Annotated in this window: 12 protein-coding genes; 7 read left to right on the top strand and 5 right to left on the bottom strand. The window is 33.6% G+C overall.

What is annotated here, in order from left to right; all coding sequences use genetic code 11:
• Positions 1 to 22: 22 nt before the first annotated feature.
• Positions 23 to 3,859: a YhgE/Pip family protein gene (locus RWQ74_RS06505; RefSeq protein WP_314397472.1), complete on the top strand. Its 3,837-nt coding sequence runs from the start codon at positions 23 to 25 to the stop codon at positions 3,857 to 3,859.
• Positions 3,860 to 4,140: 281 nt separating this feature from the next.
• On the opposite strand, the gene RWQ74_RS06510 is transcribed toward RWQ74_RS06505, so the two are convergent.
• From RWQ74_RS06510 to RWQ74_RS06520, 3 genes are all read right to left on the bottom strand, one after another.
• Positions 4,141 to 5,310, bottom strand: a complete 1,170-nt coding sequence (locus tag RWQ74_RS06510) for a nucleotidyltransferase family protein (protein ID WP_314397473.1) — start codon at positions 5,308 to 5,310, stop codon at positions 4,141 to 4,143.
• A 50-nt stretch (positions 5,311 to 5,360) separates the two neighbouring features.
• On the bottom strand, positions 5,361 to 5,948 hold the full coding sequence (locus RWQ74_RS06515; RefSeq protein WP_314397474.1) for a sarcalumenin: 588 nt from the start codon (positions 5,946 to 5,948) through the stop codon (positions 5,361 to 5,363).
• 137 nt (positions 5,949 to 6,085) lie between these two features.
• A complete protein-coding gene (locus tag RWQ74_RS06520; RefSeq protein WP_314397476.1) occupies positions 6,086 to 6,667 on the bottom strand; it encodes a hypothetical protein in 582 nt (193 codons plus the stop codon).
• 199 nt (positions 6,668 to 6,866) lie between these two features.
• On the opposite strand from RWQ74_RS06520, the gene RWQ74_RS06525 reads away from it, so the two are divergent.
• Genes RWQ74_RS06525 through RWQ74_RS06540 form a run of 4 tightly spaced genes read left to right on the top strand, consistent with a single transcriptional unit; the run spans position 6,867 to position 8,185 of the window.
• Positions 6,867 to 7,061: a hypothetical protein gene (locus tag RWQ74_RS06525; RefSeq protein WP_314397477.1), complete on the top strand. Its 195-nt coding sequence runs from the start codon at positions 6,867 to 6,869 to the stop codon at positions 7,059 to 7,061.
• A 20-nt stretch (positions 7,062 to 7,081) separates the two neighbouring features.
• Positions 7,082 to 7,294, top strand: coding sequence for a DUF2922 domain-containing protein (locus RWQ74_RS06530; protein ID WP_314397479.1), 213 nt, complete (start codon positions 7,082 to 7,084; stop codon positions 7,292 to 7,294).
• Between the two features lie 40 nt (positions 7,295 to 7,334).
• Entirely contained in the window at positions 7,335 to 7,487 is a 153-nt protein-coding gene (locus RWQ74_RS06535; RefSeq protein WP_314397480.1) for a YvrJ family protein, read from the top strand.
• Between the two features lie 23 nt (positions 7,488 to 7,510).
• Positions 7,511 to 8,185, top strand: a complete 675-nt coding sequence (locus RWQ74_RS06540) for a CHAP domain-containing protein (protein ID WP_314397481.1) — start codon at positions 7,511 to 7,513, stop codon at positions 8,183 to 8,185.
• 332 nt (positions 8,186 to 8,517) lie between these two features.
• Here RWQ74_RS06540 and RWQ74_RS06545 read toward each other — a convergent pair whose 3' ends face one another.
• On the bottom strand, positions 8,518 to 9,528 hold the full coding sequence (locus tag RWQ74_RS06545; protein ID WP_314397482.1) for a LysM peptidoglycan-binding domain-containing protein: 1,011 nt from the start codon (positions 9,526 to 9,528) through the stop codon (positions 8,518 to 8,520).
• Positions 9,529 to 9,885: 357 nt separating this feature from the next.
• Between RWQ74_RS06545 and RWQ74_RS06550 the strand changes: the two genes are divergently transcribed.
• Complete coding sequence (locus tag RWQ74_RS06550; protein ID WP_314397483.1) at positions 9,886 to 10,614, top strand: cytochrome c biogenesis CcdA family protein; 729 nt, start codon at positions 9,886 to 9,888, stop codon at positions 10,612 to 10,614.
• A gap of 29 nt (positions 10,615 to 10,643) precedes the next feature.
• Positions 10,644 to 11,222: a TlpA disulfide reductase family protein gene (locus RWQ74_RS06555; RefSeq protein WP_314397484.1), complete on the top strand. Its 579-nt coding sequence runs from the start codon at positions 10,644 to 10,646 to the stop codon at positions 11,220 to 11,222.
• A gap of 325 nt (positions 11,223 to 11,547) precedes the next feature.
• Here RWQ74_RS06555 and RWQ74_RS06560 read toward each other — a convergent pair whose 3' ends face one another.
• The gene (locus tag RWQ74_RS06560) at positions 11,548 to 12,381 is read right to left on the bottom strand and encodes an acetylxylan esterase (RefSeq protein WP_314397485.1); all 834 of its coding nucleotides are present in this window, start codon (positions 12,379 to 12,381) and stop codon (positions 11,548 to 11,550) included.
• Positions 12,382 to 12,626 lie beyond the last annotated feature (245 nt).

The following is a 12,626-nucleotide window of genomic DNA, read 5'->3' on the forward strand; positions in this document are numbered from 1 at the left end:
ATAGAATTTCTTAGGAGGAATTATGATAAAAAAAGAATTTAATAGTCTTTTGAAAAGCAAAGGGCTAATTATCACCATGGCTATCGTTCTTCTGGTACCAATTTTATATGCAGGAACTTTCTTAAAAGCAGTCTGGAATCCATATAATAACACCGGAAATATGAAAGTCGGTGTTGTTAACCTAGACAAAAAAGTCGACCTTGACGGAAAAACTCTAGAAGTCGGAAATTCAATGGTTGAAAAATTAAAAGAAAATAAAAAAGTAAATTGGCAATTCGTCGATAAAGATACAGCCGAAAGAGAATTACGCGAAGGAGATTACTACATGGTAGTTACTATCCCTGAAAACTTCTCTAAAAATGCTAGCTCATTATCAAACGAAAATCCAGAGAAAATGAACATTGATTTTACTACTAACTTTACAAAGAGTAAAAACGGTGAAAAAATCATGGAAACTGTAGCGAGTAATTTAACAAACACAGTTAAAGATCAAGTTGTAAAAACTTATACAGCAACTCTATACAGTAAATTTTCTGAAATAGGAAGCTCTCTTCAAAAAGCTGCAGACGCTACAAACCAATTAAACAACGGGCTTGGTCGTCTTAGCGAAGGGGGACAAAAACTAGGTAGCGGTATTAACCAACTTACTGATGGTTCTGGCCGTCTTGCTGCTGGGCTTGGTCGTCTTAGCGAAGGGGGGCAAAAACTTAGTGGCGGTATCGATCAACTTACTGATGGTTCTAGTCGTCTTACTGCAGGACTTGGTCGTCTTAGCGAAGGGGGGCAAAAACTTAGTAACGGTGTTGATCAACTTGCTGATGGTTCTGGCCGTCTTGCTGCTGGGCTTGGTCGTCTTAGCGAAGGGGGACAAAAACTTAGTAACGGTGTTGACCAACTTGCTGATGGTTCTGGTCGTCTTGCTGCCGGTCTTGATCGTCTTAGTGAAGGGGGGCAAAAACTTAGTAACGGTGTTGATCAACTTGCCGCAGGTTCTGATCGTCTTGCTGCTGGTCTTAGTCGTCTTAGTGAAGGGGGGCAAAAACTTAATAACGGTGTTTCTCAACTTCAAGCAGGGGCTGGAAAATTATCAAACGGTTTAAGTACTTTAAACGACAAAAAAAATGCTCTAATTTCAGGTGTAAATGAACTTGCCGCAGGTTCTAATCAATTTACTATCGGATTTGATACATTTAAAACTAAAAGTATTATGTTGACTGATGGAATAGATAAATTGCACAAAGGAAGCCAAGCATTTAAAGAAGGTCTTTTAAAATACACTAACGGTGTACTTACACTTAACGAAAAATTATTAGCTAAAAAAGGTGATTTGGAAAAACTTAGCGCCGGAAGCACTACACTAAACAACGGCATCGACAGATTATCAGATGGTATTTCTCAAATCAATTCTGGATTAGCTGCTAAACAAGCTGATTTAAATAGATTATCAGCAGGTGGTAACGCACTAAAAGAAGGTGTAGATAAACTTTCTGAAAGTGCTCCTAAATTAGTAGATGGAGCTGGTAAAATCACTGACGGATTAAACGCCTTGAATGCGGGATTACCAAGCGAACGTGATTTAGCTGCTAAAAAATCTAGCCTAAACTCAACATTAGACAAAATAAAAGGATTAAAACTTACTTATAGAACTCATTTTAATCCTCTAAACACAGCTTTCACAGAGTTAGGTGCTCAATTAGAGTCCTTGAAAGCTATCGTAAATCGTATAGATACACAAACTACAACTACTACGACTACCGTTACTCCGGCACCTACACCCGCTCCAACACCGACAACTAACTTCTCAAGATTGGCACAAACACTATCAACATTGAATCTATCAGAATCTCAAAAAAATAGTATTCTTGCTGCTGCTCGTGAGGATGCCGTAGCTAGTGCAAGTGCTCAACCTGCCACAGCACCACAGCCTACAACAACTGTTCAACCTAATACAACAGCAAATAACAACAACAGTCAAGTAAAAGCTGAACTTACTTCAGCGTTATCTAGTGCAAATTCAAAATATTCAAGCATGAAATATCGTGTAGGAAGATTAAATTACATTCAAACTCAACTTGATAAATTCGATGTGAATGAACTTTCAACTAAACTTGCGGAATCAATCGACGGATTTGCAACTATTAAAACTGCTGTAGGTCAACTTGCTGCAGGTAGCGGTCAATTAAAAGCTGGTTTAACAGTAATGAACGAAAAAGCCCCTACTCTTGCCGCAGGATTCAATCAATATAAAGGTGGAGTAGATGCAACAGTAACATCTCTTACATCTGGAGGAGCCCTAGCAGATGGACTTAACCTACTAGCTAACGCAACTCCACAACTAAAAGCAGGTGTAACAAACTACACTAATGGTGTTAACGCTCTCACTACATCTATGACTACAGGAGAATTAGCTCAAGGTGTAGGAACTCTTGCAAGTAAAGGAACTGAATTAAGAGACGGATTCGATAGATTAGCTGGTGGTATCGGTCTAATACACGAAAAACTTCCAGAATTAGCTGGTGGTATCGACGCTTTAGTTAGCGGAAATGCAAGAATCAACGCAGGTCTTAACAAACTAAAAGAAAAACTTCCAGAATTAAGCATCGGAATTCAAGAGCTTGACAACGGAGGTAAGAAATTATATCAAGGTCTAACTGATATGCAGGCTAAAGCTCCTGAACTTATCAACGGACTTAACAGCGCTAAAGATGGAGCTGACAAACTTTCTAATGGTCTTTCTTCTATGAAAGCCAAAGCTCCTGAGCTTATCAACGGACTTAATAGTGCTAAAGAAGGAGCTGACAAACTTTCTAACGGTCTTTCTTCTATGAAAGCCAAAGCTCCTGAACTTATCAACGGACTTAACACTGCTAAAGATGGAGCTGAGAAACTTCACAATGGTCTTTCTTCTATGAAAGCCAAAGCTCCTGAGCTTATCAATGGGCTTAACAGCGCTAAAGATGGAGCTGAGAAACTTCACGACGGATTATCTACTATGCAAGCTAAAGCTCCAGAATTAATCAATGGAGTTAATACTGCTAAGGCTGGTTCTGAGAAACTTTATGGTGCACTTACAATCATGCAAGCTAAAGCTCCAGAACTTCTTGCTGGACTAGACAAAGCCAAAGATGGTTCTGGTCTATTAGCTGAAAAACTTTCTAGTGGAGCTGACAAATTAAGTTCAGCTAAAACTGGAGATAAAAATGTAGACATGATGTCTAACCCAATTAAAACTAATATCGCTGATATATCTGAAGAGACAAGTTACGGTAACGCAATGGCACCATTCTTCTTAGTATTCGGATTACTAATCGCAGCTGCGGCATACAACATTCTATTCCCAGTGCGCAAACAAGAACAAGGAGAATCAATAAACAGCCTATTCGGCACACGCTTAGCTTCTATGACAACATTCGCAATCTTCGCAGTAATCATCGAAGTTGTAGCAATGAGTCTATTCTTCGACTTTAAAGTACAAAACTTCGGAATGTACTTCTTCGGATTAATAATCTCAGCTATAGTGTTTATGATAATTACACACTTCTTATCATATACATTCGGAAATGTTGGTCATGGTATTAGTATCGGATTTGTAGCATTACAATTCGTTCTAACTACACCATTATTCCCAAAAGAAATGTTACCTTCACTATATAGCGGTATGATTCCATTTACCCCTGTATTCTACGGTGACACTGCTGTTCGTCAAGCAGTTCTTGGTGGTCTAACTAATGGAATGTACAACAGTGCTATGTTAATCTTAGTTGTTCTTGGAATAATATTCACAACTCTTACTTACATCTCTTACAATAAGAACAACAAAGCAATTAACTCATCAGGACAGAATCACCAAGTGATTTAAACACTATAGTTTTTAGATTACTTAAAAAATATATATTACTATTAACGTAAAAATCTAAATACCCACTTTACTGAATAAAGCAATATCCTGTAAAGTGGGTATTCTCATATTTAATCTATTAATTTTTTAAAGGACCCTTTCGAGATTTCTACAGCTATCCTCCTAGTTTTATGTGTAAAAAATCTAAGTAGCAGAATATTGTATAGATTTTTAGTATAATTTTTCTCATATTTCGAATTTTGGCAAAAAAACTATTTTTATCAAAACCCTCTACTAAAAACTTAATCTAAAATTTTGATATTCTCTCTAAAAACATCTTTATTATTAAATATCAATTCATATATTCTTGCTACTTTAATATCTTGTTCAAAATACATACTATTCTTACTATTCAAAAGAGGATTAAGATAAACTATCCCTAGTTTATTAATTTCCCTTATCATAGCCGCCTTATCCTTCTTTACAGCAAGAACCCTGTATTGATTAGTAGCAAAATATCTCTCATAATCTTCTTTTGTAGTATTAGTTAAAATATGAAGTAACACCCTTTGAATTTTCTTATTACTATATCTTTTAGTCGCTATTAAGTCCACTAAACCACTGTAACATTTCGCCTTTAATACCGCTTCATAGATTCTATTTTCTAATCCCTCATTTACATCATAAATTTTTTCTATTCCCGTTTTACCCAATGACAAAATTTTATATTTTAAATACGGAAACAACTCCTCTTCCGATGCTATTTTATCTTTTTTCAACACAGAAATCATCTCTTTTGAAAGATATTTTTCTATCCTTTCATCCTTCAAATTTTTCCTTATAGCCGTTGCACTAAGATGTTTTTGTTCTATGATATCAAAACTATTAAGCCCCTGCCCTTCTCTTTTTATAGGAATCATCTGTATGTCTAATCCCATGTCTTGTATTGCTTTATAATAACTATACGCTAAGCTAAAATTTGGACTATTTTTTTCTAATCCATATAAAAGACTGTTAATTTTTGCATAGTTAAAACCATTTTTTATCAACTTCTTATATTCTTCTTGTGAAGTATTTTGCTGTTTTGCGTATATTTCCTCGAAAATATCCACATCCGCGTTTTCAGTACCAAAAATAAGATGGGTTATCCCCGCTCCTGACAGTATTTCTATACTCTTTTTAGCAAAATCATCCCCGTATGCCACACTGCCTAGATAGGGTAAAGCAATAACTAAATCACAACCACATCGTACTGCTTCCTCAGCTCTAGTATACCCACCTACAATGGCAACTTCTCCTCTTTGAGTAAAAAATTCACTCATAACACAAACAACTTCTCCATTATTAGCATCAGCAATTCCCCTAGCACATTCAATTAAATGCCTATGTCCACTATGTAACGGATTAAATTCTGCAATTATTCCAATTCTCATTTTCTCACCTACAATTTTACTTATTATATATAAATACATAAAGATAGCGAGTTTTTTACTTAACCAGTAACCTCCTCGCTTTCTATTTATTATTCTTTATCTTCTTCCACAATCAACCCTGAGTTAGATACTATTTTTTCAATATTATTATCTTCAAAAATATCAACCGTCCAACCCTTTAAACTTCCATTTTCAGAAACAACTTTACTTATAGCGAACTGTCTCGGCTTTTTATCTTTATCTACTAGTCTTTTAACTTCTTTCTTACCAAAGTCTAACGCTTCTTTTTGAGAATTAAAAACTCTACCTATAGTTCTATCCTTTTCTGATTCTGATAGTTTCTTTCCATCATTGGCTTGAATTCCAGAAGTTTTCGAAACTTTATTATTATCCTTATTTCCAATTACTAAGTCTTTTTGTCCCTTTGGTTTAGCCTTGTTTTCTAGTGGCTCTGTATTTTTTGATTCTAATTTTTGTTCTTCCTTCGCGTTTTCCATTTCATCTTTAGTATCTTTTTGATAACTTACTTGTTCTTGTTTTTTATCATTTTTAGACAGTTCATTTTTTTGAACACTCTCTTCTTTACCAAAATAACTAATTACTAAAAAAACGATAATCGCAATCAAAATTGAACTAACACTATATATCAAACCCTTAGTGAGTTTATTTTTCTTCATGATCTCATATCCTCTTTCATACTTACTTTCTATTATACCACTTATTATTATATTTTGCGAAAATTTTCAGATGTTAGATATCCTTCTTTACATAGAAAACTCATAGTACACTTTCTAAAGTACTATGAGTTTTTCCATTAACCTTCTGTTATTTTAACAACAACTTCACCTTTATTGTTTCTTTCTAATGCATAACTATAATGTTTTTTATTCTCTTTTGCTAATCTATTTATCTCTTCTTTAGCATAGTTATGCGCAGCTTCTGAATTATTAAATGTTCCTGGTGCTACCGCTCCTCCATTTGCTTCAGTTACTTCTTTTTTATCTTCTTTATTAGAATTATTTGCTGCATTATCATTATTACCACGACTACTATTAGTATTATTTTGAGTATTATTTACAGCTTTATTACTATTATTTGATTTATTACTTTCTGATTTAGATGAATTAGTAGTAGAATTATTTCCATTATTAGAGTCCTTAGCCTCTCTATATTTTTCTTCATCACTTTTTTCTTTTGTCTTAGATTTTGAGCTATCTTTATCTTTACCCTTATCATTATCTTTGTCTTTTGATGATGAAGTTATTTCATTATCTTTTTTCTTACTACTAGAGCTATCTCCACCTGTAAAATAGCTTATACCTATAAATAAGGCACTACATAAGAAAATAGCCAACACAATTCCCCATAATACTTTCAATAATCTATTATCTTTCATTGTTTTTCCCTCCTTTGTTCCTAATATATTATAATACTATTTCTTGTATATTTCCACTACTTTATATAATTATAATTTATTAAAATTAAATTTAACTTAAATTAATTGTTAATATTTGAGAAAAACACATCCCATTTTTCGATATATATAATGTCAGAGGCCAAAGACATAAATATCAAAATAAAAAGGAGATTTCACAATGAAAATTTTAAGAAAAGTTTTACATTTAAACTATACTGAACCAAAGGGAGATAAACACATTGTTAAAAGTTATAACTTTGAAGTTGCTCCAAACGCTGAGGACACTGCTTTGAAAGAAGTTGGCGAAGAATTAAAAAAATTAATCGCTAAAAATATCGAAGACATCGTCACTAGCACTAAAGAATCACTATAATTTAGGAGGATAGAATAATTATGGAAAAAAAATTAAACATCTACTTTACAACAGATAATAAAAAAACTTATCACATTACTTTGGCATATCCAAAAGATGACTTAAGTAAAGCCACTGTTGCAGCTGTTGCACAAAAAATTATCGACACGAGAGTACTAAATAACGATAAACATACTCTTACAACTTTTAAAAAAGCTACTTACACAACTCGTGAAGTAAGCGAACTTCAATAATAGAAGGGAGGGAGGTGCGGTCCAAGCCGCACCTTTTTTTATGGATATATTAAATTTTATCAATACTGTAGGATTCCCTATTTTTGTCGCAGTATTTTTCCTACTTAAATTAGATAATACTCTTCAAAATATAGGGAAAAGTTTAAATGATCTTACTCATATTATAGAAACAAAGCTAAATATTAAAGAATAAATTAATATAAAGGAGTAAACATTATGACAAGTCAACAAACAATGGTAAACTGGGCAAAAGATAATGTCTATAAGTGGATAGACATGGATGGTATGTACGGCGCACAATGTGTAGATCTTACTATGGCATACATCAAGAATTTTGCAGATTTTCAAATGTACGGCAATGCTATCGATTATCTAACTAATCCTATTCCTCCCGGTTGGAAAAGATATTACAAAGGAGATGCCGAGATTGCACCTGGGGATATAGCAATATGGCATTGGGGTAATTGGGATAAATTCGGACATGTCGGCATTGTTATAGATGTAGATGACGATATCATCACATCTGTAGAACAAAATGTAGACGGAACACCTGAACGTGGTGGAATGGCACGTATTATAAGCCGCGATGATACATATCTAGCAGGTTTTATAAGACCTAGTTATGACTCTAGTGAAGAATGGAATAGAATAGATGAAGAAGGTAGTTTTATTGTTAGCGTTCCTTCTATTAATGTAAGGAATAAGCCAAGTAAACTTGGAAAAATCGTCAGTGTCTATCACAAAGGTGAACAAGTATTTTATGATAGCTATGTAATTAAAGAAGGCTTCGTTTGGATTAGTTATATCTCATATTTGGGCGAACGTCACTATATGGCTATTGGAACTCATAATGGTTCACAACGAACTAGCTGTTGGGGAGATTTTGAGTAGTGGCGACTTATTTGTTATACTAATAACCTAGTCAAAAATCCTGTAACTAAACAAATCAAACCAATTGAAATAACTCATCGAAATATCGGGCTGACCCAAAAATCCTAAAATGTAACAAAGTTCAGATGAGAACTCATAGACGCAGTGGTTTATTGATATCTAAATTCGCTTTATAAAAGCTTTTTAGATATCTAATAAACTGTGCGGGGGTGACTCGACAAAATCGATTTCTCCGAAATCACGATTTTTGAGTCACTCCCATTACATTTTAAATCTAAAACGAAAATAAGCGACTGGAAATTCCAATCGCTTATTTTTATTTAATTCTTTAATTATTTAACACGGATGTAAACTGGTCCACTACCTAAGTTTGCAGTATTAAGAACCGTTTGGTTACCTAACCATCCACCGTGAACAGCTTGTCCATTACCTGCGTAAACACCGATGTGTGCTAATCCTGTTCCTCCATTTGCATAGTAAACTAGGTCTCCTGGTTGAGCTTGAGATGCTGGAACTACAGTTCCTAAGCTCATATATCCTGCTGGCCAGTCGTGGAAGTTGATTCCTACTGCTTTAAGAGCATTTGTTACTAATAATGTACAATCTTGGAATGTACCTAATTGAGCTAATGCAGCTTGGTAGATTGCTGCTCCTTTGTTTGAAGACGCAACTTGTGTTGTTGCCGCCGCTGCTGGAGCTTGAGTTTTAGCAGTTACAGTTGGAGCGGCTGTAGCTACCGCTGGTGCTACTACTGCTTTCTCTTCTGCTTTTGCTACAGCTGGCGTAGCTACTGGAGCTTCTTTCTTAACTTCAGCTTTTGGTGCTTCTTTTGTTTCAGTTTTTGCTGGTGCAACTGTTTGAACTGGATCAACTTTAACCACTGTTTTTTCAGCAGTGTTTTCTACTACAGTCGCTTTTGGAACTGTTACTTCTGCTGTTTTCGCTGCACTTGCGTCTACTTTTAATACTGTTCCTACATAAATTAAGTTAGGGTTTGAAAGATTATTTAATTTAACAAGTTCGTCTACTGAAACACCGAATCTGTTAGCAACTTTTCCTAAAGTATCTCCTAATACTACTGTGTAGTATCCTTGTTCTTTAGCTTGAGCTACTTGAGCTACTGTTGTGTTATAAGTTAATTTATCTCCAGGAAAGATTAATGAACTTGTTAAATTGTTATCTTGCATAAGTTGATCAACAGTTGTTCCGTTGTTTACTGCGATATCCCAAAGAGTATCACCTTTTTTTACTGTGTATGTATCAGCATCTGCGATTTGCGCTAATCCTACTCCTACTGTCGATACGATTGCCGTTGCGGCTACTAATTTTTGTAATTTACTCATATATTTTTATCTCCTTAAGTTAAGTTCGAGCCAAGTGACTCATTTATCATATAAAATAAATACTGTTTTAATTTCTAAATTTTAATTTCTGTAACTATTTTTCTAAACTATAAGTGTCATTAATCTCATTCAATCTTCTTTGAAATTCGTTATATAATTTTGACATACTATCATTATATGTTTAAATATCACTTTTTTCAAGGTTTGTAATAGTTTTGTAACAATAACGATAACTCTCTGTTACATTGTGCAAAATTCGCAATATTAACCTTATTCTATAAGCAGTTCAATTGCATTTTAAGCGTTTTTATTATATAGTAAACCTGTAATTTTAAATTTAATTTTCAAGGGGGTTTTATGACAGACTTTAATACAGCTAGTTCTGCCTTAAAGATGATTCTTGTCTTCTTAGAAGGGCTTCTATCATTCCTTTCTCCTTGCGTAATACCTATACTACCTATCTATATCGGTATTCTTGCAGGAAAAAAGGAAATAAATGAACACGGAGAACTAGTTTTCAACAAACGTAATACTATTACAAATACACTATCATTCGTTTTTGGTATTTGTTCAACATTTTTCATCCTAGCTTTTGCAACAAGTTTTATCAGTATATTCTTAAATGAAAATATTAAAACGTTGCAAATTGTCAGCGGTGTCTTAATCATCTTTATGGGATTATTACAACTTGGCGTGTTTAAGATAGGATTTTTAAAACAAGAATTTTCAATAAAAAACAAAGTTAAAAGAAAAGGAAATAAAACTACTCCTATTCTTGCTTTTTTAATGGGATTCACTTTTAGCTTTTCTTGGACACCTTGTATTGGACCAATCTTAGCTAGTGTTTTCTTGTATGCATCTAGTCATACCGGAATAATGAGTGTTCTTTTAATTCTTGCGTACTGCTTAGGATTTATCCTACCATTTATCCTTGTTGCATTCTTCGCTTCAAAATTATTAGAACTATTCAAAAAACATACAAATATTTTAAAATATACACAGGTTATCTCAGGTATCATCCTTATTTTAATCGGTATCTTAATCCTGAGTGGATCATTTATCACTTTAACTAGATATTTTTCTTAAACTTGTGATTTGAATTGGAGGAAAATAATATGAAAAAACTAACGATACTTAGTGCAACTCTTCTTAGTAGTGCTCTAATTTTAAATGCATGTGCTAGCACTTTCGAAAAAAAAGAAGAAACTAGCAAACAAACTTCTACTTCTTCATCTAGTGAAACTAAAGCTACTCAGGCTTTTAATTTTACTGCAATGGACAAAGATGGAAAAACTGTAAAACTTAGTGACTTTAAAGGTAAAAAAGTTTACATCAATATGTGGGCCAGCTGGTGCGGTCCATGTATGAGAGAGATTCCAGAATTAGAAAAAGTGTATCAAAAATATAAAAATAACAAGGATATCGTCTTTCTATCTATGACTTCTCCTAACGATGCAGAATTTAAAAACCAAAGTCCTCAAGATAAAAGTAAAGATGTAATTCTAAAAAAAGCGAAAGAACTTGGTGCAACTTATCCTGTTCTTTTCGATGTTAATGACCGCTTCATCATAAACTACGCAATTCGTTCATTTCCAACTCACATTTTAATCAATAGTGATGGTACGTTTGAAACTAGAATCGCTGGCGCAGTTACTAAAGAATCACTAACTAAAGAAATAGAAAAACTTAAATAATAAAAAATCCGAGTCTAATAGTTATACAGTTAATAAAGCTAACCTTATGGTTACTCCTTCAAGAACACTGTAAATAACTAGACTCGGATTTTTTGTATACTCATCTACTAATTATCGTAAGAGAGTGACTCAAAAATCGTGACTTTAAAGGCATCAATTTTGTCGAGTCACTTCTCGCAGTGGTAGATATCTAAAAAGCTTTTATAAAGCAAATTTAGATATCAATAAACCACTACGGCTATGAGTTCTCATGTGAACTATGTTAAATTTTAGGACTTTGGGGGCTCCCCTTAATGTTGGAGTCCTTTCTTCTGCTCGTACTCTACTACTCGTTTACCACTGCACTCATACTCTCCATCAGCCACACCTCCAACATGCACTCATGAAGATTCTCCTCTTCACATTCAAAAATAGTAACATTTTTTCTTTTAAACATAGTTTCTAACTTTTTATTAAGGATAATATTCTTTTCATCTAATTTTGAATATCCAAAATAGACATCTGCTTCTACTTGCTGACAATACTGCGCCACATCTATTTCTTCCAATCTCGTTAATAAATACTCTTCTTTTTCTGGATAGTTACGTGCGTATTCCCTTATTCTATCATATACACCGACATCAAGATTATTTTCAAAAATATATTTAAAATCGAAGTTTTGCATATTTGAAATAAATAATCTATCTACTTTTCTTCCAACTGCCGAAGTCACGATTCCTATTGCAGCTCCTTGACCTTTAGCAACAATGTTCACCTCTAAATTCAGAAATTCTCTTTTTAGAATATTCACTAAATCAATCACATCTTGGTAGACATACTTGTAATATAGCTCACCTTCTTGATTATTTGTTAGAAATGGAAAATATATCGATGCCGGCTGTCTATTCTCACTTCTACCTCTGTCTCCTCTTATATGCATTGTTGCACCACTATATCCTAAAGTACAATATTTCATAAGCTTAATCATGCTGTTTGGCACTTCTTCATAGTCTGGAATTTCTAGTATAATTCCTTTATTATTTGCTTTTTTAACAACAATCTCTGCGTGAATTCTTGAATAATCTATCGCTTCGAATTCAACCGTTAATAAGCTAAAATCAAGATTATCTTTAACAACACTAATCTTATAATTTAATTTTCTTTCTTTTTCTAATTTCATTTTCTCACCCTCTTAGAATTTGCATTCCAATACAATTATACCTCATTACAGACTATAAGAATAGCAAATCATTCCAATCTCCTAGTTTTAAAAATCAACCACACTTAACAAAGAGACAAAAAAGGGAGTGACTCTAGGTCACCCCCTTTTAATTTGTTATGTTTTATTTAAAAGCCATACTTATTATTTCGCTTCTTTTACGTATTCTTGATCTTTAGTGTGAATAGTAAGTCCAGTGATATTTT

Origin of the sequence: uncultured Gemella sp. (genome assembly GCF_963525165.1) — a bacterium.
In the GTDB taxonomy this organism is placed as follows: domain Bacteria; phylum Bacillota; class Bacilli; order Staphylococcales; family Gemellaceae; genus Gemella.